This window comes from Geotalea uraniireducens Rf4, assembly GCF_000016745.1.
In the GTDB taxonomy this organism is placed as follows: Bacteria; Desulfobacterota; Desulfuromonadia; order Geobacterales; family Geobacteraceae; genus Geotalea; species Geotalea uraniireducens.
In genome coordinates this window covers 3,381,217-3,407,037 of the sequence record NC_009483.1, presented here as the reverse complement: position 1 = coordinate 3,407,037, position 25,821 = coordinate 3,381,217, and the positions used below count along the sequence as shown (strand labels likewise).

The following is a 25,821-nucleotide window of genomic DNA, read 5'->3' as shown; positions in this document are numbered from 1 at the left end:
GCAATCCACCCGTCCGGTACTGCCTGGCTGGGGTAGTGCAAGGTGAGGGTGCAGAAGGAAACATGAAATATTCTCTGCTCGGTTTGTTATTGACGGCTGCTTGTTTGACTTCCGCTTGTGCACTGAGCGAAGAGGCCAGGAAAAAGGAATCCTACCATTACCAGATGGGGTTGTCCTACCTCGGCGAGAACAATATTACCGGCGCCTTGGTGGAATTTACCGAGGCGGAGAAGATCGTGCCTGACGATCCCGAGTTGCTCAATTACCTGGGGATGGTCTATTTCCGCAAGAACAAGTTTGACGTCGCCGAACAGAAATATCTGAAGGCCCTCAAGTTGCGGCCGGTCTATTCCGAAGTCAGAAACAACCTCGGCGTCAACTACCTGGAAATGAAACGCTGGGATGACGCAATTCAACAGCTTAAAATAGTGACGGAAGATATTTTCTACCAGAACCAGGATGCCGCCACCATCAATCTGGGCCTTGCCTATTTCGGCAAGGGTGATTACCAGCAGGCCCTTTCCGTATTTCGTTCGGCGCTCGTCAGTTATCCGCGGGACCCGCGATTGCGGATGAGCCTTGGGCGGGTTTATTTTGCCCTCGACAAGATAGAGATGGCTATCGGCGAATACAAGAGGGCCGCAGAGATTCAGAAGGACTATGCGAATGCTTATTATTATCTGGGCCTCGCTTATCTAAAGATAAAAGACAACAGCGCGGCTGTGACAGCCTTTAAAGACGTAGTTCGTATCGCTCCCGATTCAGAAATCGGACTGCTGTCCCGGGAATATCTCGATATGCTAAAGTGAGGAGCATGTTGCCTGAAACAAACACTGCAATCAGGACTGGAACACCGGTCGGCGCATATCTGCAAGAAATCCGCGAGTCTCAGGGGCTGCAGCTTGACGATGTGGCCAAAGTGACCCGCATAAGCAAGAACTACCTGGTTGCCATTGAAGAAGGGATGTTTGAAAAGCTTCCCAATGCCGCCTACGTAAAGGGTTTCCTCCGCTTATACGCAGGGGTCCTGGGCCTTTCAGGCAACGAAATAATCGCCATGTATGACAGTGCCCGTGCCCCCGTTACCCCCCCTTCAGCAGAGCGCCCTCAATCCAAGCATGTCGAGACTATAAAAACCGGCGGACGGAACCGATGGATACTTCCACTTTTGCTTCTGTCACTTGTGCTTATGGCAGCGTTTTTCCTTCAGGAAAAAGATGAGAAGAGGGGCATAACGCCGCCGCCATCTTATTCTAAGCCGCAGGTTGCTGTCTTGCCGTCACCCCTGCAGCCGGTCCTTTCATCGGCAAAAATAAGCAGTGAAAAGGCAATTGAATCTGCTGCTTCGGCAGTCAATCCGGCAAGCAACGAGCTGATTGCCGGCGGTGAGCCTCGCCCGAAAGGCGTATTCCTCAAGCTGAAATTTAATCAGGACAGTTCATTGAACGTCACCATTGATGACAGCATTTCTCAACACTACGAACTGAAGTCCGGGGATCTGATCGAATGGAAGGCTGAGAAGTCTTTTACACTTGACCTGGGCAACGCCGGTGGGGTTGAGGCTGAATTCAACGGGAACCCCTTAAAGCCTTTCGGTGCGGCAGGAGTACCGGCCCACGTGGTGTTAAAAGCTGACTATAAGCAATGAAGAATTTTTTTACTTTTAAGGTTTAAGGCTCGGAGATTGTATCCGATACGTTAACATATCGGACTTTGAACCTTTAATTGTTTTTACGAGATAAGGAGAGTGTTGTATGCAACTGGTGGCACGCTGCCGAAAATGCGGAAGGGTTATGAAGAGCGAGCGGGTAGACAATTACCGGGTAAAGATGACCTGCAGTTGCGGTTTTTCCGATTTCCGAACCATTACGGAGAAAGTCAAGACTGTTAACCCCTTTTACCATAAGGCCGGATTTACGCCGTTTCTTGAAAGTGAGAAGGGGAAGATGGTGTTGACCATGCAGAAGGCCAACCGTGAGCATCTGGAGATCATTTCGCTGGAAGAGATCAGCATGCTCGTCTCATCCGACTTCGATCTTCCGCTAGTGCTGCGGAGGGTTGCGGAGAAAGTGGCGACCCAGCTCAAGGTGAGCGTCTGCTCCATCTACCTGATGGAGGAGGGGGATCTGGTCCTTGCTGCTACCTATGGATTTGATGTTTCCTTTGTCGGAAAGATTCGGATCAAGATCGGAGAGGGGATCACCGGGACTGTTGCCCGGGACAGGCAGCATATATCCCTGACCCGTGCTTCGCAGGATCCCCGTTACAAGAGTTTCTCGGAATTGCAGGAAGAAAAATACAACTCGATGCTTTCCTTTCCCATTGCCGACAAGCAGGATGTCTATGGGGTGATCAACCTTAATTCCACTTCCATGAAAACCTTTACCGATGACGAGATATATTTTATTTCAATCATAGCCAATTTGATTCTTACCGCTGTAAAGTTACGACAAAAGGTCGCTTCCGGGAATGTTACTCCGTGAACTGTGACTTGACAGGGCTGAACTCCATGTTAGACTGAGAAACAGTTTGTAAAAAAATATGGAGTTATATGTTGATAACGATGAAAAATCAAAAGAGAATACTGGTAGTGGACGACGAAGAAAATGCCAGAATCGGATTGTCCCGGTTGCTGGCCAAGGAAGGTTTCCTGGTTGAAAGCGTGTCCAATGGGTTCGAGGCTTTGAACTACCTGCGGCAGCAAGAGGTCAACCTGATTGTGACCGACATAAACATGCCGGAAATGAATGGCATAACCTTTCTCAAGGAATTAAACAAGAACTTTCCGAAGAGTAACGTTATCATGATTACCGCCTATGGAGGGGTTGAGTCGTACATTGAGGCGATGAACCTCGGTGCCTTCGAATATATAAACAAACCGGTAAAAATTGAGGAGCTGAAATCAATCCTTAAGAAAATATTCAAGGAAACGAGCCACTAAAGACCACGCTGCAAGGGAGGGTTACGTGAAACAGTTTGAAAAGATCCTTTTTGCTACCGATTTTTCCGAAAATTCGGAGCACGCCTTTGATTACGCATATGCTTTGGCTCAAAAATTCGGTTCGCAATTAATCATTCTTCATGTTATAAACGAACCGGTGGATCTGCGCGGTTTTTATGTGCCGCATGTCTCTTTCGAGAACCTTGAGAAGGAGATCGAGGAAGGGGCAGAAAAGATGATGCAGAAATTCTGCCGGACCAAGATCAAGGATTTCAGCAATTACAAAGCAAACATAGTTACGGGGATTCCTTACGAGGAAATTCTCAAGAAAGCAGATGAGGAAAAAGTCTCTCTAATTGTTCTCGGTACGCAAGGTCGAAGCGGGATTGACCATCTTCTTTTCGGCAGCACTGCCGAGAGAGTGGTCAGAAAGTCCGCTCGTCCGGTCATGACCGTCCGACTTCCTTGACTGGGCTTAATGCGTCCGTCATGAAACGATTGAAAGATTGAGGGGCAGCAATTGCTGCCCTTCTTTTTGTGTTGACTAAGTTTTTGTTTAATTGCAATAGTGGCACGGCATTAACCGCTGACATATCAAAATAAACACTTATTCGAACGACGGACGAATCTATGGCAAAAGAACTAAAGCAACAAAGCGGCCGGGTGCTGATAATTGACGACGAGAAGGTGATCCTTGATCTCACTTCCATCATCCTCAAAAACCGCGGTTATACGGTTTTTACCGCTGTTGATGCGCCATCCGGCTTTGAAATAATCGATGCTTCCCAGCCGGAGCTCGTGCTTCTCGACTACATGATGCCCGATATGGACGGTCTGACTGCGTTGAAGGAGATCCGCAGGCGGTTTCCCGACACCTATGTCATCATGTTTACCGGCAAGGGGAGCGAAGAAATTGCCGTGGAACTGATGAAGGCCGGCGCTTCCGACTATATCCTCAAACCTTTCAACAATCAGGACCTGGCCGACCGGATAGAAAATGTTCTGAAAATACGTGGGATCGAGCTCAAAAACCGTGAGCTGCTCCGCGAGAGGGAAATGCTTCTTGCGGAGATAGAGGCCTGGAACCTGGAACTGGAGGCAAGGGTCCAGGAAAAGAGCGAGGCGCTGCAGAGGGCCCAGGCGGAGATCGTTCAATCGGAAAAACTGGCAACACTCGGTTATCTTTCTGCCGGGATGGCCCATGAAATCCGAAACCCGCTGAACTCGATCTCCCTTTTCGTCCAGCTCATCAAGAGCGGCATGGAAGATCTGGAGAAGCTTGAATACGTTGAGAAGATACTGAAAGAAATCGACCGGATCGACGGTATCCTGCGCAAGTTGCTCGACGCATCAAAAAGACCTAAATTCGAAATCATGGATGTGATGATCGATCGGGTAATAGACAGCACCCTTGAAATCTTCAGCCCCCAGATAGAACTTCACAAAATCAAGGTTGAGCGGGATTACCGGAGCATTCCTCCTGCCATTAAGGCCGATCCTTCGGAACTGGAACAGATTTTCACCAACCTTTTTCTCAATTCCATCAATGAAATGCCTTTAGCAGGGACATTAAAGGTCCAACTGAATTATGACGCCAAGTACATAGTCGTTCGGGTTTCCGATACCGGCAAGGGGATTCCTCCGGAAAACATCCCCTATGTTTTTGACCCGTTTTTCACCACCAATAGCCGTGGCACGGGCCTTGGACTGTCTGTTGTCCTGCGCATCGTGAAAAACTATAAAGGCAAGATCGAGGTTGAAAAAAGCGATGCCAGCGGCACGACTTTTTGCATTAAACTGCCGCTGAATGGTTGATGTCTGGTGGTGGCCTGTTTATCCTTTTCTTTTGAGTTGCATTTTTGTATTATGTCGGCACCCGTAGTTTTTCATCAGATGTTTACCGATGGAAACTATTTATTGCTTTTGAGGTTTCCGCATGAAAGATGCCAGAGGAAAAATCCTTCTTATCGATGACGACCCATTTTTCCTGAAGGTATTGTCCGACGCTTTCCAGGAAACCGGATTTTTGGTTTTTACCGCCAATGACGGCGTAGAAGGAGTGAAGGCATTTATAGACAGCAATCCGGAAGTGGTAATCTCTGACTTGATCATGCCCCGGATGGGTGGTGTCAGCACCTGTCTCGAAATTTCACGCCGTGCCGGAGAAAAAGAACCGATTATCATCCTCCTTACCTCCATGTTTCAGGGCGCTCCCCATGAGCACGAGATTCCTGAGATGGGGGCCAAAATTCATATCCCCAAATCCACCAAACCGTTCGATATTGTCATCATCGTCGAGCAATTGCTCGACCGCAAGAAGCATCAGCGGCTCGCTGAGTGATTCACTCCCATGCCTTTCCTGCTCCGCAATCTCACATTACTTCTCGGCGAAAGTGAAGAACTTCTGCTTGAGAAAGTCGTAACCAGGTTTTCGCTCCAGCGTAACGACATCACGCATTTTGCCGTAGTGCGAAGGGGGATCGACGCGAGGAAGAAACCGCAGGTCAAGCTTGTCTACACGGTTGAATTCAGGCTTGCAGACGAGGAGCGATTCAGAGCAACGCAGCGAGTTGACAGTGACCTGGAATATGTTGGCGAAAAGAGGGCGCCCGTATTCAGCCGGGTCAGCAGCGGAAAACGTATCGTGATTGCCGGGACAGGGCCGGCCGGACTCTTTGCCGCCCTTCGCCTTGCCGAGTACGGCCTGACGGCGACCATCATCGAACGGGGCAAGCCGGTTGAGGAGCGGGTAAAGGACGTCCAGGCATTCTGGGACAAGGGGTGCCTGGACATGGCCAGCAATGTCCAGTTTGGCGAGGGAGGAGCGGGGACCTTTTCCGACGGCAAACTGACCACGCGGCTGAAGGATGCGAACATAAGCTATGTGCTGATGAAACTCGCACAGTTCGGAGCTCCGCCGGAAATCCTCGCCGCGGCAAAACCGCATATCGGTACCGACCGGTTGCGGCAGGTTGTCTCCGCTATTCGGCGTCACCTGGAATTGCAGGGGTTTCCGGTCCGTTTCAGCAGGCAGTTGACCGATATAAGAATCGCTGACGACAGGCTCACCGCGATCGAGATCAACGGCTGCGACGAATGCCTCTGTGATCTGCTGGTGCTGGCGCCGGGGCACAGCGCTCGCGATACCTATGAGATGCTCAGGCGGCGGTCGGTCGCCATGGAGCAGAAACCGTTCGCCGTCGGGGTGCGCGTCGAGCATCCACAGGAACTCATCAACCGCATCCAGTATGGGATGGCTTCCCATCCCCAACTGCCACCGGCTGATTATGCCCTGGCGTACAATGATGCCCTGAGCGGCCGTTCCGCATACTCATTCTGCATGTGTCCCGGTGGTGTCGTGGTAGCGGGGGCCTCCGAAGAGGGTGGAGTCGTCACAAACGGCATGAGCGGCTATCTTCGCAATTCCCCCTTTGCCAACAGCGCCCTCGTGGTTACGGTCGGACGCAACGATTTCGCCGGCGATGACCCACTGGCCGGGGTCGAATTCCAGCGGCGCTGGGAGCGCAAGGCGTTCCAGACCGCCGGGGGCGATTATCGGGCGCCGGCCCAGAATCTCATGACGTTCCTCGACGGTAAGAGGAGGGGGAAGGTTTCATCCACCTACCGCCCCGGGGTGCGTGAAGTCGATCTTTCTTTGGTCCTGCCGGAATACGTCTCTTCGACCCTCCGGGATGGGATTCGTCATTTCGAACGCAAAATGCGCGGCTTCATCACTGCCGAAGCGACCCTGACCGGCGTGGAAACGAGAACATCCGCGCCGTTGCGCATTCTGCGTGGTGAAGACATGCAGTCCACAAGCGTCAGGGGGCTCTATCCGGCAGGAGAGGGCGCGGGCCATGCCGGAGGTATCATGAGCGCCGCTCTCGACGGTATCAGGGTGGCCGATGCCATTGTACAGGCGGTTGATGGTCGATGGTCGATGGTCGATGGTGAAAAATCATAGGACTTTGGGAATGTGGAACATTTTGTTTCTTTCGATGTTATTGCGTAGACTGATAAAAGGAGTGGACTTTGGATAAAAAATTTGTTTCGGACATAAAGGACCGCGATCAGGTGGATTCGGTCTTTCTGGTCAAGGAAAAGATCATGGCCATGGCCAAAAACGGCAAACCCTACCTGACCCTGCGTCTGATGGATAAAAGCGGCGAGGTAGAGGCAAAGGTCTGGGATAATGTGGACCAGGTAGGTGCCCTGTTCGAAAAGGACGATTTCCTCTCGGTCCGGTCCAAGGCTTCCGTCTACCTGGGTAAGTTGCAGCTCATAATCTCGGAGCTGAGGCGGGTGGCTGAGGAAAATGTCATCCTGGCTGATTTTCTGCCGGAGACCGAGCGCAGCATTCAGGAGATGGAGGAAGAGCTTGCCTCCCTGGTCGCCTCAATCGCCGATACCCATTTGAAGCGCCTGCTCAAGTCATTCTTTGAAGATCAGGACTTGATGAGGCTTTATCGCGTTGCCCCTGCTGCAAAGGGGATGCACCACGTCTATCTTGGTGGGCTTTTGGAGCACTCCCTGGCAGTTGCACGGCTGGTGGAGCAGATTGTTCCCCTCTATGCCGGGCTTAACCGCGACTTGCTCGTTGCCGGGGCACTTCTCCACGATGTGGGGAAGGTGCGGGAGATGTCCTACATGCGTTCCTTCGATTATACCGATGAGGGGAAGCTGCTCGGCCATATCACCATCGGCGTTGAGATGCTGCAGGAGAAAATCGCCGCTATTCCCGGATTTCCCCTGGAGCTTTCGATGCTCCTCAAGCATATGCTCCTTTCCCACCATGGCCAGTATGAGTACGGTTCGCCGAAGCGGCCGAAGACCCTTGAGGCGACCATCCTCAATTACCTTGACGACCTCGATTCCAAGATCAACGGCATCAGAACTCATATCAGGAAAGAACCGGTGAACAGTTCCCGCTGGACCGCCTATCACCGGCTCTATGACCGTTACTTCTACAAGGAGAACTGCGTGGACGAGGAAGACGATCTGCCGCCGGTCGAGGTTGTTGCTGAAGAACCTCCACCGGAGCCCCAGCCGCGCCCCAGCGGTGACAATGGGAAGAAAGGATTTCACAACAATCCCTTTACGCAACTCAAGGGAGAAAACCTGGACCTGTTTTAAAACCTGAGGGGCGTAAGTGATGACGAAGAGCAAAACCTTACGCTGGTTATGGTTCGTTACGGCGGTTACCCTGCTGTTGATCGCGTGCCTGATTGCAACAGGGCAGGACAAGTCGCTGCATAAATCTGAAAAGAGGAGCCCTATGATTTTCGAAACCGTAGTAGTCGGTCAGCTGGGTGTCAATTGTTTCATCCTCGGCTGCGAGGAAACCAAAGAGGGTATAGTGGTCGATCCCGGCGCGGATGCGGACCGGGTGCTGGCAGCCGTGAAAAAGTCGGGACTGGCCATAAAGTATGTGCTCAATACCCATGGCCATTTTGATCATGTGGGGGGAAACCGGCGGCTGCTCGAAGCCACCGGCGCAAAGCTGTTGATCCACGAGGCGGACGTCTATTTCCTCTCACGCGCCGCAGAGGTGGCCGCCGCCTACGGCCTGAAAACGGAGAATTCCCCCAAGCCGGATGGGCTTCTGGAGGATGGGATGGTGGTGATCTTCGGCTCCCAGCAGCTGAAAGTGCTCCATACGCCGGGACACACGCCGGGTGGGTGCTGCCTGTATCTGGAGAGCGAGGGTAAGGTCATCACCGGCGATACCCTGTTTGCCGATGGGGTGGGGCGGACCGATTTTCCCGGCAGCTCCCACGAGGCGCTGATCGAGGGAATACGGAACAAGCTGTTTACCCTTCCCGAACCGACTCTGGTCTATCCGGGGCACGGCCCCTCTTCCAACATTGGTCATGAGAAGTCGAATAATCCCTACGTAAGAGGCATATGAGGGAGGAAATATGCTAAAAGGAAAAGAGATCATCCTCGGGGTCACCGGCGGCATTGCCGCATACAAGGCTGTTGAGCTGCTGCGCCTCCTGACCAAGGCAGGGGCAAATGTCCATGTCATCATGACCGACGCGGCCACGGAGTTCGTCACCCCGCTCACGTTCCAGACCCTTTCCATGAACCCGGTCTCCACATCCCTTTTCAACCTTATTTCCGAGCGGGAAATCGGCCATATTTCACTGGCCGACCGGGCGGATCTGTTCGTCATCGCCCCGGCAACTGCCAATGTCATCGGCAAGCTGGCAAACGGCATCGCCGACGACATGCTCACCACAACGGTCATGGCCACCAAGGCGCCGGTGCTCATTGCCCCGGCCATGAACGTCAACATGTATCAGAATCCTCTCTACCGGGAGAATGAGGCAAAGCTGAAGGGGCACGGATACCTGTTCGTGGAGCCGGCCAGAGGGATGCTTGCCTGTGGCTGGGAAGGTGAAGGGAAGTTGCAGGAGCCGCAGGTGATTTTCGAGGAGGTACTGGCCGCGCTGACCGCCAAGGACCTTGTCGGCGAGAATATCCTCATTACTGCCGGCCCCACCAGGGAGGAGCTCGATCCGGTGCGCTATATCAGCAACCATTCATCCGGCAAAATGGGGTATGCCATTGCCGTAGCTGCCCGCCGTCGGGGAGCCCGGGTGACACTGGTGACAGGACCTACCTGTCTGGCTGAGCCCTTCGGAGTGGAAACCGTGCAGGTGGTCAGCGCGCTTGAGATGCGGCAGGCGGTAATGGATAAGGTCAGCGGGAGCACGATCATCATAAAGGCTGCTGCGGTGGCTGACTATCGACCCGCGTCCCGCGCAGATCTTAAGATAAAGAAGTCCGCCGAATGCCTTACGCTTGAGCTGGAGAAAAACCCCGATATTCTCGGTGAACTGGGAGCAATCAAAGGGGAGAAAATCCTGGTCGGTTTTGCTGCGGAAACCGAAGACCTGATCGGCAATGCCGGGAAAAAACTGACGGAAAAAAATCTCGACATGGTGGTGGCCAATGACATCAGCTTGGAGGGGGCCGGTTTCAACGTGGACACCAACATCGTCAAGCTGCTGTTCCGTGACGGGAAGGTGGAAGACCTGCCTCTCATGGGCAAACTGGAGCTGGCACACATCATACTGGACAGGGCGGCCGGGCTCAGAGGAACGGGGATAAAGGAACGGGGATGAAGGTTTTGCTCGAACCTCGCCACTACTCCGTGGACAGGATTTGCAGCAGAAGCTCCGGTTGGCATATGGCCTCGCGCAGCTTTCCCTTTATTTCGTCCAGTTGTTCCATTGCCTGGGGTTTGGTGAGTTTGCCGCTCCGGTAGAGAAGCCTCAGATTCTTCCTCACCGCCTCAGCCGTGGCCAGCGCCCGTTCGCCGGTGGGGTCGGCTTGGAAAAAGCGGGAATCCTCAAAGCTGTTCAGGAAATCGAACACCGCCTCCTCTGCCAGGCTCATGTATTCGTCACGATCGATTTCTTCCAGAGCGAAACGGGATGAATCGGAGAGGGTCTGCAGTACCTGCTGCCATTTTTCCACCCTGCTCACCAGCAGGATGGAGTTGAAGATGCGTTTGTTTGTGCCGAAGGAGAAGATGGTGTCTGACAGCACCTTTCTGAGCAGTGCGTCGTTCTGGCGGTAGTTTTCCATCGATACTTTCCTGGCTGTTTCCCAGATATCCTTATCGACGAAATTCTCGAATCGCATCTCCCAGTAAGCGTGTTTCAGGGTAAAGGTGGAAAAGCTGCGCATGATTTTGTAGGGGACGAAATAGTTGTGGGCCACCGTGTCTGCCGCCAGATGGCTGAGGTAGCCGTAGGCGCAGGCCTTCTGTGCATCCTTTTCTGCGTTTTCCAGGATTTTCAGCCCGATACGCCAGCGATGGCAGTGGAGAAGGTAATGGGTGAATTTCTTGCCGATGGTGATGTCGGCGGCGATGCAGCCGTAGAGAAAGTCATTGGGAAATTCGCCGATGATCGCGGCTATGGCCGGTTTGAGCGCCTGGAGGTTGTTGAGGACGGCAGACCCAAGTTGCAGGTGGATACCACCGCCCCAGGCAAGGGCCTCATGGGGGATGCAAATGACCAGCAAAAGAACAATGGGAAGAATCAGCATACTGCTTAAGAATATTAGATGTTTGCGCAAAAGTAAAGGGGTTTGCCATGAAGGAACAGAATGAGGCTCAGGGGCTTGTCGCCTCGTTGCGCGCCTATCTTGAAGAGTTGCAGGAAACCGGTGTGGACGGCCTCCCCTTTGCCGAGACAGCTCCGTCATCAGCTGCCGGACCATTGAAAAAATCGGCCCCGGACTCGATAGCTTTTCCGGCATCAGCGCCGGGGATGTCTGTGAAAACACCGTCTGAAGCGGCCGGTGGTAAGGGGGAAACCCTGGAGGAACTACGCCTGGAACTGGCTGCATGCAGTCGCTGCAAGCTAGGCGAAACCAGAACCAACCTGGTTTTCGGTGTCGGCAATCCCCACGCCAGGCTGGTCTTTGTCGGTGAGGCGCCCGGTCGGGACGAGGACCTTCAGGGTGAGCCGTTCGTCGGCGAGGCCGGGCAGCTGTTGACAAAAATCATCGAAGCCATGCAGTTCAAGCGGAACGAGGTATACATCTGCAACGTCCTCAAGTGCCGTCCCCCAAACAACAGAAATCCCCAGCAAGACGAGATCGAGCAGTGCCAGCCGTTCCTGCTCCGACAACTGAAGGCCATCGGACCGGAGGTGATCGTCTGTCTTGGCACCTTTGCCGCCCAGACCCTGCTGGAGACGAAGGAGCCTATTTCAAAAATGCGCGGCCGATTTCACGATTACCACGGTATTCCGCTCATGCCGACCTTCCATCCGGCTTACCTGCTGAGAAACGCAGGCATGAAGCGGGAAGTGTGGTCGGATATGCAACAGGTGATGAATTTGCTGGGAGTGGAAGTGCATAAGAAGTAAGTTAGGAAGAATAAACCTATAAAAAGCATTTTAACCACGAATTTTCACGAATATGCACGAATATACAAGCTCTTGTGATGCAGAAGGCATTCACCAGATCGGTGACTACTCAAGACTTAACAGGGGGTTAAAAACATTCGTGTTTATTCGTGTCATTCGGTACGCCAGGCCAAGCCTGGCTGATCTATCTGACTGAAAAGTGTCAGACATGTAAATTGCTCGTTCACCCGTTCACCATGTAGTCGCGGTCTGTCACGAGAGGGTAACCAAACGTGGGGAGTAAGACCGGTTCTTTGTAAGAAAAGAGCGAAGGGTACGATAACTACCCTGACGACGAAGACGCGAGTCCAGCGCAAGCGAACCCGTTTCGGCCTCGTTACACGTAGTTGACAGTGGCCAACCTTCCGAATGTGGTGAAGCCTGCCACCCACCGGTGATAAACGAGCGAAAGAACCGGTGGGACTGTCCGGGGTGATTGGGGAGGGCGCGTGTCGAAAGATCAGCCGAGGAACCTGGGAGGTCCGACGTAATTCCCAAAGCGAAAGGGTTTCGCCGAAGGGAGAACGCCGACGGGGAATCAATAACCCGCCAAGCGTGTACGGTCGGAATTCGGAGCGGCCCATAGTAGCCGGGAAGCGGGGTAATGCCCGTGGAGCCAAGGGGCCGTACTTCAGTCATGTTTACACGGAAAGAGAGGAGACCCGCTTGAGCGACAGACGCTCCATAACGGAATGGATGGCCGAAGGATTCGAACCTGAACCCGGACTGCCGGTAAAAGTCTCCCTTCTGCGGTGGAAACTGAGCAGCAAGGCCAAACGAGAACCGCAGTTCCGGTTCTATGCCCTTTACGACCGAATCCATCGTCGTGATGTACTTGAAACGGCGTGGTTGCGAGTAAAGGCGAACAAGGGCGCGCCGGGAGTCGATGGTGTCAGCATTGAATCCATCGAGGTGCGGGCAGACGGAATATCCGGCTATCTTGACGAAATTCAAGAAAGCCTGAGAACCAAAAACTACAAACCATCCCCGGTGCGTCGCGTCTACATCACCAAGCCCAACGGCAAACTGCGCCCGCTCGGCATACCGTGCGTGCGGGACAGAATTGTACAGGCAGCCGTACTCCTTATCCTCGAACCGATATTTGAGGTGGACTTTCTCGACTGCTCCCATGGATTTCGTCCCAAAAGGCGTCCCCATGGAGCCCTCGACCAAGTCGGTAATAACCTCCAACTCGGACGGCAGGAAGTGTATGACGCGGATCTTTCGAGCTACTTTGACAGCATCCCCCACGAGCACCTGATAGTAGAACTTGAGCGGCGCATAGCCGACCGGAGTGTCCTCAAACTGATCCGGCAATGGCTTCACAGTCCGGTAGTAGAAGAAGACGGCAGCATCAGCCGTCCCAAACAAGGGACGCCACAAGGCGGGGTAATATCTCCCCTTCTTGCCAACATCTACCTTCACCGGCTCGACCGGGCCTTTCACGAAGAAGCAGACAGCCCCTACCACTTCGCCAGAGCGCGCATGGTACGGTTTGCCGACGACTTCGTAGTAATGGCCAGACACATGGGCAATCGCATAACCGGATGGCTGGAAGAGAAACTCGAAACAGACCTTGGACTCAGCATCAACCGTGACAAAACCGGTATTGTCAGAATGAACAAGAAAGAGAGCCTGAACTTTCTGGGATTCACCCTCCGCTATGACCGTGACCTGCGGGGCAGAGATTGGGATTATCTCAACATCATGCCGAGTAAGAAGGCCATAGGAGCACTCAAGGGAAAAATCCGGGAGAAGACCCGAAGCGGATACAAAAAGCCGCTTGTCGAAGCAATTGCCGAGGTAAACAGCATCCTTCGCGGATGGGGCAACTACTTCGACTACGGGTATCCCCGGAAAGTATTTCGAGACGTGAATCATTACACGAGGACTCGCTTTCGAATATTTCTGAACAATCGGAGCCAAAGGCGGAGCAAACCCTTCAGGGCAGGTGAAAGCCTGTATGCCGGACTTAAGCGATATGGTCTGGTTTACCTGTAACAGCAAAGCCACAACTCCTCAATAATGCCGTGCAGCAAGAGGCTGATAGGTAAGCCGTATGCGGGAAATCCGCACGTACGGTTTGACGAGGGGGAGCTGGTTAAGGCAACTATGGTAAGGCTACTTAGGCACCGCCAAACGAAAGGGGCGGAAACGGACAAGCCAAACCTAATGATGTCGTAACCTGCTTCCTACTCTACTGGCTAACTGCCGTTTTTGGGATAAAAGCTGGAGGATTTGATGTACAAAAAAGTCTTTGATTTGCCGATGGTCGCGGGGACAGAACTGCCGTTCGAACTGCCTGAATGGATCGCCTGTGCCCCTTTCGAGGAATACCTGGGGATGCGGATTGAGCAGGCTGCTGCAGGGCAGGCGGTGCTTTCCATGCCGTTCAAGGTGAAGCTGGCCCAGGGTAAGGGGTTTATGCATGGCGGCGCAGTAACTGCACTGGCTGACACGTCCGTAGCTATTGCCATCAAGAGTGTTTTGCCGGAGGGAACCAACTTTGTCACGGTGGATCTCGGGCTTAGATTTCACGCCCCGGTAACAGGCGGTACGGTGAAGGCCGTGGCACGGATTGTTGAACGTGATGACAGGAACATAAAGGGGGAAGCGGAGGTCTTTGACGAAAGCGGCGTCAAGGTCGCCACCTTTACGTCTGTTTTTCGGATCAAGAGGCGGTGAACGTTCTCGCCAAACAGAGCTGCCCCCCCAACCTTTGGAAACCTGGGCACGACTGTTACGTGGAGGGGGAAAGCCTGCCGATTCTCGGCTTAGGCAAGTTGGATCTACAAGGGGATCAAGGAGATTGCCTTGGCGGCGCTGGGGGGATAAGGCATGCTTTGCCAGGGCATTCATGGGACCTTAGCGTTTTTTATCTGCTCCCTCACATGCAGGCCTGCTTCAGTCAACCGGTACTTCTGTTTGCTGCTGCGGGGCTTATCCGGGATGGTCATTTCCAGCAGACCGGCATTCAGAGCCGGCAGCAGGTATGTCTTGCGAAAGTGTTCATCGTCCTTCAACCCCACGGCGTCCTGAATTTCCTGCCGTGTCATCTCGCCTTTGATTGCCTGGAGAAAACGCACTTCCGGGGTGACTTCCGGGGTAACTTCCGGGGTAACTTCCGGGGAATAAAAAGTCAGCGTCACACCTTTATTATAATCAGACCGCCATGTGGGCTTGGGAAGCCCCCGCTCTGCGCATGCCTGAAGAATAAGGATGCTGCCGCGGCCGAGTTTTTCCATAAGACCGCGCAGATAAAGCACATGTGCGATGTCCGGGTTCCTGAGAACCGATAGATGCCCTTTTGCCAGCGTGTCCAGCGTAATGCCCTCGGGCAGGTTGCCTGAGTTCCATATCTCCAGCCGGTCGGGATAGATATGTACTGTAATGCCGCCGGAAAAGTCGGCATAGTCGCGATGGGCGAACGCATTGACCAAGGCTTCCCGGATTGCTTCCGAAGGGTAGAGGGACTCATCCTGACGCTCTAGAATAGTCTTTCTGAACCGAGATACTGTCGCGGTGTTGCGAATGATGAAATCGAAGAGCTGTTCGAGCACGGATACGAGCGGCCCCTCGAACGACTTCATATCCCGGAAGGTATCACTGGCCTTGTCCTGGGTGAAACATGCGGCCCGAACCCGAACCTGGGGAAAGCGGGCAGCCGGATTCTTGCAGAACAGGACATCCCCCCCCTGGGTAAGACGGCCATACTTGGCCACGGAAAGGTCCTCCAGAACCATGAGGGGATTTGCCGTATCCCTGAAAAAAGTACGACGTATTTTCAGGATCGCGGTAACGGTTCTACTGATTTCCTGCAGGTCGACATCGCTTTCAGGCTCGGCGGTGGAAAACCGTCTTTCCCATCGTTCCGGTTCCACCGATTTGCGAAGCACCATGTCCCGGATGGTTTCCACGTCGGCCGCTTTGGTATGCGCCCCCTCACGGATGTAGATCACATTGTTGAACGCATAGGGAATATCCTGACCGGCTGGCGCTTCGGCAACGATCAAAGGCTTTCCTTCAACCTCATGAACAGAGATGGAAACCAGCGCCTTGGGAGATACGCCTTGCAGTGCCTGTTCCAGCATGATCACGACTTCATTTGGCTTATCAATGTCCCGGATGTTTCCCTTGCTATCAACGCCGCAGACAACGGAGCCGCCGCCGGTATTGAGAAACCCGCACACCGCAGTCCCGACAACATCCGGATTCCGGCACTGCGACTTGAATTCCACATGCTGGCTTTCGCCAAGAAGGAGAAGTTCCCTTAGCTTTTCCGGCTTCATGGGCGGCCTCCACGTTCCTTGAGCGACAGGGAGATATGATCTTTATCATTGAAGTTCTCTTGCACGAACGCCTCCACTTCCTGATAGCGGGAAAACTGCGCCGTGGCAAACAGCGCCGCGTCGTCATCGGTGCTGAATTTTTGAACCCAGTTGCCATGTCTGTCGCGTAAGAGTTTCTCCGAAAGGATCGCTTCTTCGTACATATCGATTACGCGCAGGTTGTCAATGACGTTGTTCTTCTTCAGTTTCAATCTCCCGCGTTTTTCTTTTCCTTCATGGCCCAGGTTGTTCAACAACGTACGGGCAAACACCACGTGGTCATGGGCCAGAAGCCAGCGAGGTTTCTTGAGTTCGATGGCCCTGCGCAGCTCGAAATGGGTGATGGAGATACCGTCCTCATCCTTCCCGCTGCCGTAATAAGGCGTGATCAGCCCGAGGAAGAGGTCGCATTTCTCCACGGCCGCAAGGCAGTTGTCAAAGGCGGAACGGTTCGAGAACACCGGGACCGTCCCCTTGTGCGACATCCAGACCTCGAAACCGAAGGCGGTCAGCAATGTATAAATCCGGTCCAGCAGTTCCTCGATGCCGTAGACCGAAGAGGAGACCATGATGGTGAGTTTTTTATTCATGCGATGTTTCTCGCTTCCTATGCAAGTGTTTTTATGGGCATGGAGAGTAATAAATTTTCTTGCGTTTATGGCTGTAATTGCTGAAGCAGGTTCTGGCATACCTCCATCACCTTGTCATTCTTTCTTCGGTTACTGTCTCGACCCTCCCATTTGATATAGGCATCCATGCGGTTTCTCAAGTCTGCACCTGAATGTTTAATTGTCAGAGCAACATCACTGATCAACGCACCATTTTGGCAGGCATTCGCCAAACACCAGATGAACAGCTCGTCATCACCACCTAAACGAAGTAAATATTCAACAACAATGGAGGAGCGATCTGAAGGTGTTGATACAAGCGGCAACCTGCTGAAGAGTTTTGCGATAAGGTTACGCCAGTGATCATTGTTGAAGGATGGTGGAGTAATTACAACGTTGAAGACGGCGTCAAAAATAGTTCTCCACAGGGGGAGTGCTTGGTCAAAGTTGGCGACCTCCGGAGAAATCAGCCAGTCAACTGTGGCAAGACCAATATTTGCCAGACAGAAGCTAGGGTCCTCGGAGCGTGGTACTGTATCGTCAGACCAGCGGTGCCGGAATAGTCGGCGCTGCTCAGACAGCAATGCCCAACTCTTGCTCCAAGTTTCAACCGGATGGTCATGTGTGGCATAGAGTAGGGCAGGATAATATTCACGGACAGTCGGGCAGGCTTCAGGGATAGCAATGTACAAACCACCATCCTGCCGAACAAGCAAGGTTTCAAAAAAATTCAACGTCATTTCGTCTTTCAACGAAATCTCGGTATCGGCTTGATTGATGATCCAAAGATAGGCCAACAATATATCCAACCCAGAAGGTTTCGCATGTCGGTCAAGATCGCCGATTCCACTTTGATGTAGCTTTATTAGATCGTCACCTTTCGGAATGGCATACTTTGGAAAGAGGTTAACAATGTCTTCAAGTTGTATTCCCTTCGAATGTAAACCTGATGCCACTGCTTCGATGGTGCTTGGAATCGGTGTCCAGCGGTCGGTATTGCTCCATGGTTTTGGACCGTTCGTTCCGATCAAATGGCACATCCAGTGAACTGCCAGAAATGTCCCATCTTGTCGCCCGAGCAGCGCCTCCGTCAGACGGCATAAAAGCGAATGAGCTTCCCGATCACGTATCGATTCTGCCTTGTCCCGCTCTTCATCGTTTGTACGAAATATGACATCAGCAAGATCTCTTATATGCTCCAATCCTTTATTTAGAAGTATCGGAGCGGTCAGTTTTCGATTCCAAACCCGGTTGTTGCCATCGGGTTCAAGTATTGAGGGCGCAACAGACAGTAGCTGTAAAATCACATCAAAATCGTAAAAGATATCGAGTCTTCTGAAGGCATTTTCTATCGCTGGCGGTAGAGCAGTTAGCTCCAACAACTTCAAATATTGAGAAGGATCACTTCTTCGAACTGCTTCAAGCACACCTATCGACTCACAGTAAACGGGGAAGTATTCGAAAGCATTCAGAGACCAGACCTTAGAAAGATCTGCTTCCTCTTTCCAATCCTCTACCGCTTGACAAAAGCGCTCCCGCTCGCTCGAATAAACGCACAGCTCCGGTTGTTCGGCAATGTTGTCAACCAAGTCATTCAAAGCTGCATGTACGCAATCTGCATTTTCTCGGACAAGCGCGGAAGTGACTCCTTCTAGAAATGCCTCTGCCGCAACTTCATGCCCTGCAAGGCGCCAGCCAGCTTCCAGTAATTCTTTAATGGAATTTGAACCGGCACAAATACGAGCAAGCGCGCTACCCCACACCCACGCTGCATGGTTTGATGCCTCATGGTCTCCACTCGATACTGCGTCTAGCTCATCTGGAAAACCAGTTGGCAATTGTTCTATGATTGCAACGGCTTGGCCCGGCAATTCATTTCTGTCAGACTTCTCAATTTGTTCAACAAATTTCTCAAAGTCTTGACACGACTCAAGTCTGCTCTCGAAGGTCATTAGTAAAGGGGTCTTGACGATGGCCGCAACAGCCTGTTCAAACCAAGACTCTTGGATCACAGTCTTGCCATCAACAATATTGGCATCCAGCTTCTGAGCATATTGATAATTCGCCACTAGGCGAGCATCCTTCATTTCCGTCCCCCAGGCATATAAAGAGCGTTCCAGACTCGATCAAAGAGATCAATAAAATTCCGAAATACAGCATTCCATCCACGGCTTACAGCTGTAAGGTCAGTTTGGATGCCGCCTACGGTGCCGCCAAAATGCCATAGCTCATCATTATTTACGGCAAAACGATCATGAAATATGTCAAATTGTTTGTCATGCCGTTTATATGACTTACAACCAATCACCTTCGGTATTTAATCTGGCAATATCTGAAAACAGGTCGCGAGCACCATCATCTGAAGTGATGATACGCAAGTCCTGAATCTTCATCCTACCACCACGAAGCCTTTCTCGTAGCGTGATCATGGCTTGTTTGTCGAAATGTTTGTCGAGTATCAATATCTGTTCAGATTCCTGGAGTTTTTCCCAAAACAAGCCACAACCAAGCCCAGGGGATTCTTCCCTTTTACAAGCATCTGAAAATTCTCGGCGCGTTTTGATGATCCAATGATCAGGGGCCGTAAACCGGTCGTGTTCCTTGACATTTTCGACATCAATGCTATCGGGGATTGATGGCCAAATTAACTCAGGCCGCTCGATAACCTTCGCTGAAGGTGAAGGTATCGAGCCGATATCAGTTAGCCTGTTCTGCGGTAGTTTCATTGAGAAGAGTCCTTGCGTTCTGAACTCTCGAGTTCAATGCCTTTGTTCGAACGGCGATCTAGTACCCACTGTTCAAGAGGCTTGACTCGATCACTAGTCAGGATATTCTCCAAGTTCTTTGCCACCTCATCAGGACATGGGAGCTTGATCATCGTTCCAGCCCTTTTCCCAATGGTATGCAGCGAATTTCCCGAAAGCCAGACATCGTTGTCCACAACCAGAAAACGGTCATGCACTGCCGGCGGACTCCCCGTCATGACAAAGACTTTAATCTTTCCATTCTGCCTATATGCCTGAACTTGCGAAAGGAGAACCTCGCCTGCATCACGGTTTGAATCAGCCCTGTCCTTATTCATCAGGTTGTCTTTGGCTGCCGTCAATATAACAACTTCTATCTCGGACCGGCTGGTTGCAAAGGCAAAGCTAAAAAGCTCCACCGTGGCAAAGTATGGATCAACAATAAATACCCTTCTTTTCGCATTCTTGATAAGCTCTCTAACAAAAATCGTGGCCTCTTCTTGGTTCCCGTGAAACCATTTCTGACCCAGACGTTCTGATTCCTTACGGCGCTTCCGCATCGCTTCATGTTTACGAAGATGTGAGGTAATTGGAGATGCCGGTTCCCGCTCACCCACAATCCCCGATGACGCCGCCGAAAGTTGTGGCACCTCATAGCTCTCTCCCCGATTATCGGGGACATTGACTATCTTTTTGCCGGTAATGAGATTTGATTGAAATTGGATGCTTCGCAGGAAAGAAACCGGTTCATGCCAGTCCAATACCCCATATTGTTTCGAATGGATCAGATATTCCACTTTTTCTGTATGCTCGACATGGGGGAGTGAAAAATAAGGTTCCGTTATTTCCTTTCTACAAAACGATACGATCCCGGTAGGATGGCGTTCTGACAGATACAAATCAAGCGCAGCTAAGTCACGACCTGCTCGCGGTTCTATGTGACAATCGCTCGATTCGAAACCGTTTTCAGTTATACCAAGCCTCTGGTGAAATAAACGGAAAACGGGATTGGGGGCAATAAGATGAAGAGAGCCTTTCCATTCCTGATAATTCTGTAAATCGAAGAAAAGTTTGTCTTTCAGCCAACAGATAATTTCGGTGCTGGTAAATAGCTTACTGATTTCTTCAGGGACATTTTCTTGAATAAGATGATGAGCGCGGACAACACTCCAACAATGAAACGGAAGATCATTGCTCGTTATCAGATGTGACCACGATGGCTCTTCTGCTAAAGGACTAGTTTGAAGGGCTTTCCCTGCTAACTTCTCTCCAAACGCTGCAGGAATAGTAATAGATGTGTTGCGGCACTCCAGATACCAAGACAAAGCATCTTTTGAAGATATGACAACTCGCTGGATATTCAAATCATGCTGTCTTCCGAAATTTATTGTGGACAGAGACATTTTTCCCGACGGCTCCGGGGGAGGGAACTCAGCGGGGAACAATTCAACCATTCCAAAGACAAGAAATCGTTTCTTATCTTCGCGATACCATGCCAAATGTATGAGGGCATGTGCGTAATCGTTTTCGAATATGGCTAACCCTGGAAATAATGATTTATTCTCGCTGCTGAGTTTATCAATTTCCTCCATACGCTACTCTCCTCAAGCCCCTTCATCTTGAATTTAGTAAATCAAACTCCTTCTCGGACAATTTATTGCGCCCCCTCCAGACGTCTTCTATTCAACAGAAGCCCTCTACCCCCGCCCCTTCAACCGCTCCCTGACAAACTCAATCGCCCCCAGCACCTGCACCCAATACTCTCCCGCCTCCTGCCAGTAGTACCAAGCCTGATCGGCTCCGCCGACGGTATAGTGCCCTTCGCGCATATTCCTCGGTCGCGTATGGCGGGTTTTCACAAGCTCTCCCGCCACCAACGGCAAAACAGTAACCGCCTGCCGGAGCGCCTTTTCCGCCTGGGTCATCCGCTTGAGGGCGACAAGAGCCAGAACGCGGCCGTACACCGTTTCGGCCATGTGGTCGCCGAGCGAATCCTCGCATACCGCCAGGGCGTCCTTGTACATTTTCAGTTTCAGGCAGCAATCGACCACGAGCGCACGGACACCCTGGTTGTCGCCCGAATTCAGGGACATGATCGTCCTGAAGATGGAGAGGGCCATCTCGGTATTACCGCTCTCCATGTGTTGAAGTCCAAGTGAATGATAGGCTCGCAGAAAGGGGCGGTTTTCGAGCCAGCCCCATTCCAGCTTGTTGCCGGCGGCGCTGAACTTTTCGATGAAACACTGCATGCCGATGTTCACCGCCTGCTGCCACAGCAGTTGGGCCTCATGTCTCTTCCCCCGCTGGTCGAGAAGCATCGCCAGATGATGATACACATCGATGAAGTTGGGCGTCTCATGCAGCAGCTCCCTGAGTTGCCGCTCCATCTCCGCAGGAGTGACGCTGCCAAAATCCCGCGCGTCGAGCAGATCGTTAAACTTCATCTCCGTTTCATACGGTATCTCAGCGAAACGCCACTCCTTGTTGCCGAGATCTTCCAGTACGGCCCTGGCTGCGGGGTGGGCGTTTTTCCCACTCTTTTTCATCTTCATTTGCCTCTCCAGTTTTATAAGAAAAGAGCCCGATAATGCTGATCAAGAAACTTCTCTAACCTGCGGCACATTCTGGCAAAAGCATACAACTCGGCTTCACTCATATCATCATAATGATCAGGGAGGATGCCGTCAGATATTACAGAATCATACAGTTTCTCAAACGGATCGATGTGGTGTTCCTCGTAATTCGAGACCCCCGTGATGATCGTTCCGCCCAGAAGCCACAGATTATCCCGATACTGGACAAAGGTCTTTCTGGAGAAACCTTCATCATACAATTCCTGGAGGAAATGTTCGAAATAGGGGAGGATCTTCCTGCCGTATTCGAGATCTTCCTTGACACCCATCCATGAACTCGGCCATTTGTCGAAATCCGGAGTCCACTCGCGGAATGTGGCGTTCGAGGCTTTTCTATCCGTCATCGTCGCCTCCTCGGCATAAGTCTCTCCCGGCAATTCATCCCATGTGGTTCCGTACGGGAAGCCACCGTCGGTATACCCTGCGATAAAGGCGAACCGCTCATCCGAATCAGGCTGGATAAACTTGTTTTCGTAGGTATGCGCTGATGCCGTATCTGTACGTTGCTTGGGCTCCTTTTCACTTCACGTGCTCCCCGACGGTATTGACTGTTTCCACTGCATGTATGAACAGAGGGTTCCTGCTTCAGGCGAGATTCAGCCGCTTGCGCGGCCTCCGAACCGGAGTTTCAAGCACTCCGCATTAGCTTCGCCTTCACCAGCCGCTGCATCAGACTCTTCCGTTGCCCATGGCCGGCCATGAACCGGCGCAACTCGGCATCGAAGGCTTGCTTGCTGGCGTGTTTGGCATACGCCTCGGCCAGATCGACCAGAGCCTGACAGGCTTCATCATACGCCTTTCCCGACCCTACCTGCACCCGCTGGTTGACAGCCTGCCAAGCCTTGGGGAAATTTTCGGCCAGCCTAGCGAGATTCGCTTCCCGCTCCTTGAGCCGCTTGGCCTCCGCCTGCTCACGCCGCTTTTTCTCTTGCAGAAGACGGGCCTCCTCGGCCTTTTCTGCCAATTGCCACAGCTCCGCCACTGTCCTTCGCGGGAGAGCGGCAGGTGCATCGCCGGTGCTTTTGCGCCAAGCGGCAAACCGGCTTTTCACCTCGCGCTCGGCCTCAACTTCCTGGCCGGTCAAGAGCTTTCGCACCAAGAGACGCATCTCCGCCATCGGCAACGCGTCCAGCCAGGGGTCGATCTCGTGCTCACAAGCCATGCTCCGGGCGTTGGGGCGCTCCATGCCCGCACCTGCCAGCAGATCGATATCCACCTCAAGGAACTCGGCAAGGGCTTCCTGCGCCGCGGTAAAAGGGGCGAGACCGTCAGGCATCGGCGGTTCCAACTCGTCCTCATCCGCGCCCATGGAAACCGCTGCCAGCCAGCCTATGTAAAGACTGCGCAGATCGCCGCGCAGAAGCTCCTCGCGCAGCGGCGCGAGCCGCGCCATCCAGCCGGAGCCATCTTCCGGGCCGACCCGGTCGTAATCCTCCGAGTCATCCAGGTTCCATGAACAAATCCAGTGCGTCGGAGAGGCTTCAACCTCGAACACCCCGTTAACCGTGAACGCCTTTAAAACCTTGCGGTCAAGAGCAGTCATGGGAAGACGGAGCATGAAAACTGCCGTTCCCCAGTTGGCAAGATAGACATGTGCATCATAGAAACGCCGCATCAAACCATTGGGATCACCCTTGAAGTTGCCCCAATGATATTCGTTGGAAAAGCTGACCGGAGTGATGTGTCCCCTGGAGGATAGTGCCCTCATGTGCTCCATCTCCTTTTGCGAGAGCGGGCGGTCAATGGCGAGAAACTCGTAATACTGATATTTGCTCAAACTAGGTTGCCTCCCGGGCTTTGATCAAAATTCGGGATTGCGGAGAGGGACTAAAAAATCAGGAATCAACAGGGATTACGCGCAGTTATTGCACTTTATGTCTTTGTTGTCAATAACTTAAACCTCTTCCGAAAGTACGTTTCGGGGTGGAAAACCACCTGCGCTTATGATGAGGAAGGAGACAAGTGATGAAATTGATATCTAGGAGCCTGTCGGACTTAGGGAATCGTAACGAGAGAATGGCAAATCGAGGACAGATTATCGGAAATTTGAGAGCGAATAGTGGACCTATTTGTCGAAAATTTCCGGGAATATGGACCGATTTTCCGTTCTCGCAGTAGATTCATTCCTAAGTCCGACAGGCTCCTAGGTGTGCAGTTGTGGCGGCTTTGAGGTCAATGTGCAGAGTGTGCAGGGAGGAGTTGTTATTGGCGACGAGCGTGGTTCAGTATAATAGCAAAAGCTTCACTGCTCCATCCCCAGCCTCTTCATCTTTTCCACCAGCGTCGTCCGGTTCAGATTGAGCATCACCGCCGCCCTGGCCTTGACCCCCTTGGCCAGTACCAGGGCTTCACCGATCATTTTCCTTTCGATCTCGTTGACCGTTTTTACCAGGTCCACTCCGTCTTCCGTAACACGGGTAGACGATTCCTCACGCTCGCTGTAGGCCCTGTTGATATTGGGGGGAAGGTCGTGCAGCGTTATATGGTCCCCTTCGGTTAGGGCGACGATCCGCTCCATCACGTTTTCCAGCTCCCTTACATTGCCCGGCCATTGATAAAGCTCCAGTGCTTCGAATGCTTCTTTATCGATGCTCATGACGCTCCGGTGCATCTCCAGGCAATTTTTTTCCAGGAAATGGCGGATCAGGGGGAGGATGTCTTCGGTCCTTTCCCTAAGCGGCGGAATGGTGATCGGAATGACGTTCAGCCGGTAATAAAGGTCTTCCCGAAAGTTTCCCCGTTTCACCTCTTCTTCAAGGTCGACGTTTGTGGCGGAAATCACCCGCGCGTCGAGCTTTATCGGCTTGTTTGAGCCGACCTTTTCCACTTCCTCTTCCTGCAGAACGCGCAAAAGCTTTGTCTGCAAGTGCATGGGGAGAGTCCCTATCTCGTCGAGGAAAATTGTGCCATGGTTGGCGGCCTCGAATTTGCCGATCTTGTCCCGGATGGCGCCAGTGAACGAACCCTTGGTATGACCGAACAGCTCGGACTCCAGGAGGTTTTCCGGGATGGCGGAGCAATTGATGGCAATGAAGGGTTTCTCCCGGCGCGCGCCGTTGAAGTGGACTGCCTTGGCCACCAGCTCCTTGCCGGTCCCCGATTCGCCGAGGATCAGGACTGTCGAGTCGGTCTTGATGATCCTCTTCATCCGGGAAAAAACGTGCTGCATTGCCGGTGAACTGCCGATGATGTTGGCGAATTCGTATTTGTCGCGGAGTTGTTTTTTCAGGTAGACGTTTTCGTTGACAAGCAGGTGTTTTTCCACCGCCTTGTCAATGATGATGCGGAGTTCGTCGATGTTGAGCGGTTTGGTGATATAGTCGAAGGCCCCTTCTTTCATGGCCTTGACAGCGGTTTCGGCAGAGGCATGACCGGTGATGAGGATAACTTCCGTGTGCGGGGAGCTGTCCTTTATCTGTTGCAGGATATCTATGCCGCTGATATCGGGAAGGAAAAGGTCGGAAATGACGATGTCGAATCGATCCGTTTCCATGAGCCGGAGTCCTTCCATGCCGGAGCCGCACCCCTTGATGGAAAAGCCATTCCCTTTCAGAAGAAGCAACAGCGCTTCACGGCTCGGCTCTTCGTCCTCTATCAGCAGGATTTTTACACGATCTTTCATTGGTAGCACCATTAGAGC

At 52.3% G+C, this 25,821-nt stretch carries 24 protein-coding genes; 14 read left to right on the top strand and 10 right to left on the bottom strand.

The window, feature by feature from the left end:
* Nucleotides 1–62 precede the first annotated feature (62 nt).
* From GURA_RS14945 to coaBC, 11 genes are all read left to right on the top strand, one after another.
* Nucleotides 63–809, top strand: a complete 747-nt coding sequence (locus tag GURA_RS14945) for a tetratricopeptide repeat protein (protein ID WP_011939778.1) — start codon at nucleotides 63–65, stop codon at nucleotides 807–809.
* Between the two features lie 5 nt (nucleotides 810–814).
* A complete protein-coding gene (locus tag GURA_RS14940; protein WP_011939777.1) occupies nucleotides 815–1,648 on the top strand; it encodes a helix-turn-helix domain-containing protein in 834 nt (277 codons plus the stop codon).
* A 106-nt stretch (nucleotides 1,649–1,754) separates the two neighbouring features.
* Nucleotides 1,755–2,483 (top strand): GAF domain-containing protein, encoded by a 729-nt coding sequence (locus GURA_RS14935; RefSeq protein WP_011939776.1) that lies wholly within the window; start codon nucleotides 1,755–1,757, stop codon nucleotides 2,481–2,483.
* A gap of 68 nt (nucleotides 2,484–2,551) precedes the next feature.
* The gene (locus tag GURA_RS14930; RefSeq protein WP_011939775.1) at nucleotides 2,552–2,941 is read left to right on the top strand and encodes a response regulator; all 390 of its coding nucleotides are present in this window, start codon (nucleotides 2,552–2,554) and stop codon (nucleotides 2,939–2,941) included.
* A gap of 25 nt (nucleotides 2,942–2,966) precedes the next feature.
* Complete coding sequence (locus GURA_RS14925) at nucleotides 2,967–3,410, top strand: universal stress protein (RefSeq protein ID WP_011939774.1); 444 nt, start codon at nucleotides 2,967–2,969, stop codon at nucleotides 3,408–3,410.
* Between the two features lie 161 nt (nucleotides 3,411–3,571).
* The gene (locus tag GURA_RS14920; protein WP_011939773.1) at nucleotides 3,572–4,756 is read left to right on the top strand and encodes a hybrid sensor histidine kinase/response regulator; all 1,185 of its coding nucleotides are present in this window, start codon (nucleotides 3,572–3,574) and stop codon (nucleotides 4,754–4,756) included.
* A gap of 121 nt (nucleotides 4,757–4,877) precedes the next feature.
* Nucleotides 4,878–5,282: a response regulator gene (locus GURA_RS14915; RefSeq protein ID WP_011939772.1), complete on the top strand. Its 405-nt coding sequence runs from the start codon at nucleotides 4,878–4,880 to the stop codon at nucleotides 5,280–5,282.
* A gap of 9 nt (nucleotides 5,283–5,291) precedes the next feature.
* Nucleotides 5,292–6,905: an NAD(P)/FAD-dependent oxidoreductase gene (locus tag GURA_RS14910; protein WP_011939771.1), complete on the top strand. Its 1,614-nt coding sequence runs from the start codon at nucleotides 5,292–5,294 to the stop codon at nucleotides 6,903–6,905.
* A gap of 68 nt (nucleotides 6,906–6,973) precedes the next feature.
* Complete coding sequence (locus tag GURA_RS14905) at nucleotides 6,974–8,074, top strand: 3'-5' exoribonuclease YhaM family protein (protein ID WP_011939770.1); 1,101 nt, start codon at nucleotides 6,974–6,976, stop codon at nucleotides 8,072–8,074.
* Nucleotides 8,075–8,216: 142 nt separating this feature from the next.
* On the top strand, nucleotides 8,217–8,849 hold the full coding sequence (locus GURA_RS14900) for an MBL fold metallo-hydrolase (RefSeq protein ID WP_041246023.1): 633 nt from the start codon (nucleotides 8,217–8,219) through the stop codon (nucleotides 8,847–8,849).
* 10 nt (nucleotides 8,850–8,859) lie between these two features.
* The gene (gene coaBC / locus GURA_RS14895) at nucleotides 8,860–10,071 is read left to right on the top strand and encodes a bifunctional phosphopantothenoylcysteine decarboxylase/phosphopantothenate--cysteine ligase CoaBC (RefSeq protein ID WP_011939768.1); all 1,212 of its coding nucleotides are present in this window, start codon (nucleotides 8,860–8,862) and stop codon (nucleotides 10,069–10,071) included.
* Between the two features lie 22 nt (nucleotides 10,072–10,093).
* On the opposite strand, the gene GURA_RS14890 is transcribed toward coaBC, so the two are convergent.
* Nucleotides 10,094–11,002 (bottom strand): zinc dependent phospholipase C family protein, encoded by a 909-nt coding sequence (locus tag GURA_RS14890; RefSeq protein ID WP_011939767.1) that lies wholly within the window; start codon nucleotides 11,000–11,002, stop codon nucleotides 10,094–10,096.
* 47 nt (nucleotides 11,003–11,049) lie between these two features.
* On the opposite strand from GURA_RS14890, the gene GURA_RS14885 reads away from it, so the two are divergent.
* The 3 genes from GURA_RS14885 (at nucleotide 11,050) to GURA_RS14875 (ending at nucleotide 14,553) form a co-directional block, all read left to right on the top strand.
* On the top strand, nucleotides 11,050–11,829 hold the full coding sequence (locus GURA_RS14885) for a uracil-DNA glycosylase (RefSeq protein ID WP_011939766.1): 780 nt from the start codon (nucleotides 11,050–11,052) through the stop codon (nucleotides 11,827–11,829).
* A gap of 705 nt (nucleotides 11,830–12,534) precedes the next feature.
* Nucleotides 12,535–13,869 (top strand): group II intron reverse transcriptase/maturase, encoded by a 1,335-nt coding sequence (ltrA, locus tag GURA_RS14880; protein ID WP_232278915.1) that lies wholly within the window; start codon nucleotides 12,535–12,537, stop codon nucleotides 13,867–13,869.
* Between the two features lie 240 nt (nucleotides 13,870–14,109).
* A complete protein-coding gene (locus GURA_RS14875; RefSeq protein ID WP_011939765.1) occupies nucleotides 14,110–14,553 on the top strand; it encodes a PaaI family thioesterase in 444 nt (147 codons plus the stop codon).
* A 170-nt stretch (nucleotides 14,554–14,723) separates the two neighbouring features.
* On the opposite strand, the gene GURA_RS14870 is transcribed toward GURA_RS14875, so the two are convergent.
* From GURA_RS14870 to GURA_RS14830, 9 genes are all read right to left on the bottom strand, one after another.
* Complete coding sequence (locus GURA_RS14870) at nucleotides 14,724–16,157, bottom strand: Fic family protein (RefSeq protein ID WP_011939764.1); 1,434 nt, start codon at nucleotides 16,155–16,157, stop codon at nucleotides 14,724–14,726.
* On the bottom strand, nucleotides 16,154–16,786 hold the full coding sequence (locus GURA_RS14865; protein WP_011939763.1) for a DUF4062 domain-containing protein: 633 nt from the start codon (nucleotides 16,784–16,786) through the stop codon (nucleotides 16,154–16,156). Before GURA_RS14865 ends, GURA_RS14870 begins: the two co-directional genes overlap by 4 nt.
* Nucleotides 16,787–16,851: 65 nt before the next feature.
* Nucleotides 16,852–18,891 carry a hypothetical protein gene (locus tag GURA_RS14860; RefSeq protein WP_011939762.1) on the bottom strand — a complete coding sequence of 680 codons (2,040 nt, stop codon included), beginning with the start codon at nucleotides 18,889–18,891 and terminating at the stop codon, nucleotides 16,852–16,854.
* Nucleotides 18,892–19,098: 207 nt separating this feature from the next.
* A complete protein-coding gene (locus GURA_RS14855; RefSeq protein ID WP_011939761.1) occupies nucleotides 19,099–19,530 on the bottom strand; it encodes a hypothetical protein in 432 nt (143 codons plus the stop codon).
* The gene (locus tag GURA_RS14850; RefSeq protein ID WP_011939760.1) at nucleotides 19,527–21,140 is read right to left on the bottom strand and encodes a VPA1262 family N-terminal domain-containing protein; all 1,614 of its coding nucleotides are present in this window, start codon (nucleotides 21,138–21,140) and stop codon (nucleotides 19,527–19,529) included. Before GURA_RS14850 ends, GURA_RS14855 begins: the two co-directional genes overlap by 4 nt.
* A 105-nt stretch (nucleotides 21,141–21,245) precedes the next feature.
* Nucleotides 21,246–22,100 (bottom strand): tetratricopeptide repeat protein, encoded by an 855-nt coding sequence (locus GURA_RS14845; protein ID WP_011939759.1) that lies wholly within the window; start codon nucleotides 22,098–22,100, stop codon nucleotides 21,246–21,248.
* A gap of 14 nt (nucleotides 22,101–22,114) precedes the next feature.
* Nucleotides 22,115–22,525: a hypothetical protein gene (locus GURA_RS14840; RefSeq protein ID WP_011939758.1), complete on the bottom strand. Its 411-nt coding sequence runs from the start codon at nucleotides 22,523–22,525 to the stop codon at nucleotides 22,115–22,117.
* A 284-nt stretch (nucleotides 22,526–22,809) separates the two neighbouring features.
* The gene (locus tag GURA_RS14835) at nucleotides 22,810–23,958 is read right to left on the bottom strand and encodes a cell envelope integrity protein TolA (protein WP_011939757.1); all 1,149 of its coding nucleotides are present in this window, start codon (nucleotides 23,956–23,958) and stop codon (nucleotides 22,810–22,812) included.
* A 465-nt stretch (nucleotides 23,959–24,423) separates the two neighbouring features.
* Nucleotides 24,424–25,803 carry a sigma-54-dependent transcriptional regulator gene (locus GURA_RS14830; RefSeq protein WP_011939756.1) on the bottom strand — a complete coding sequence of 460 codons (1,380 nt, stop codon included), beginning with the start codon at nucleotides 25,801–25,803 and terminating at the stop codon, nucleotides 24,424–24,426.
* Between the last annotated feature and the right edge of the window lie 18 nt (nucleotides 25,804–25,821).

Coding starts and splice junctions, on each gene's coding strand:
- GURA_RS14875 (WP_011939765.1), top strand. CDS start 14,110: ATGTACAAAAAAGTCTTTGATTTGCCGATGGTCGCGGGGACAGAACTG.
- GURA_RS14920 (WP_011939773.1), top strand. CDS start 3,572: ATGGCAAAAGAACTAAAGCAACAAAGCGGCCGGGTGCTGATAATTGAC.
- GURA_RS14930 (WP_011939775.1), top strand. CDS start 2,552: ATGTTGATAACGATGAAAAATCAAAAGAGAATACTGGTAGTGGACGAC.
- GURA_RS14845 (WP_011939759.1), bottom strand. CDS start 22,100: ATGAAGATGAAAAAGAGTGGGAAAAACGCCCACCCCGCAGCCAGGGCC.
- GURA_RS14830 (WP_011939756.1), bottom strand. CDS start 25,803: ATGAAAGATCGTGTAAAAATCCTGCTGATAGAGGACGAAGAGCCGAGC.
- GURA_RS14840 (WP_011939758.1), bottom strand. CDS start 22,525: ATGACGGATAGAAAAGCCTCGAACGCCACATTCCGCGAGTGGACTCCG.
- GURA_RS14885 (WP_011939766.1), top strand. CDS start 11,050: ATGAAGGAACAGAATGAGGCTCAGGGGCTTGTCGCCTCGTTGCGCGCC.
- GURA_RS14900 (WP_041246023.1), top strand. CDS start 8,217: ATGATTTTCGAAACCGTAGTAGTCGGTCAGCTGGGTGTCAATTGTTTC.
- GURA_RS14865 (WP_011939763.1), bottom strand. CDS start 16,786: ATGAATAAAAAACTCACCATCATGGTCTCCTCTTCGGTCTACGGCATC.
- GURA_RS14945 (WP_011939778.1), top strand. CDS start 63: ATGAAATATTCTCTGCTCGGTTTGTTATTGACGGCTGCTTGTTTGACT.
- GURA_RS14855 (WP_011939761.1), bottom strand. CDS start 19,530: ATGAAACTACCGCAGAACAGGCTAACTGATATCGGCTCGATACCTTCA.
- GURA_RS14940 (WP_011939777.1), top strand. CDS start 815: ATGTTGCCTGAAACAAACACTGCAATCAGGACTGGAACACCGGTCGGC.
- GURA_RS14915 (WP_011939772.1), top strand. CDS start 4,878: ATGAAAGATGCCAGAGGAAAAATCCTTCTTATCGATGACGACCCATTT.
- GURA_RS14935 (WP_011939776.1), top strand. CDS start 1,755: ATGCAACTGGTGGCACGCTGCCGAAAATGCGGAAGGGTTATGAAGAGC.
- GURA_RS14850 (WP_011939760.1), bottom strand. CDS start 21,140: ATGGAGGAAATTGATAAACTCAGCAGCGAGAATAAATCATTATTTCCA.
- GURA_RS14890 (WP_011939767.1), bottom strand. CDS start 11,002: ATGCTGATTCTTCCCATTGTTCTTTTGCTGGTCATTTGCATCCCCCAT.
- GURA_RS14860 (WP_011939762.1), bottom strand. CDS start 18,891: ATGAAGGATGCTCGCCTAGTGGCGAATTATCAATATGCTCAGAAGCTG.
- coaBC (WP_011939768.1), top strand. CDS start 8,860: ATGCTAAAAGGAAAAGAGATCATCCTCGGGGTCACCGGCGGCATTGCC.
- GURA_RS14910 (WP_011939771.1), top strand. CDS start 5,292: ATGCCTTTCCTGCTCCGCAATCTCACATTACTTCTCGGCGAAAGTGAA.
- GURA_RS14870 (WP_011939764.1), bottom strand. CDS start 16,157: ATGAAGCCGGAAAAGCTAAGGGAACTTCTCCTTCTTGGCGAAAGCCAG.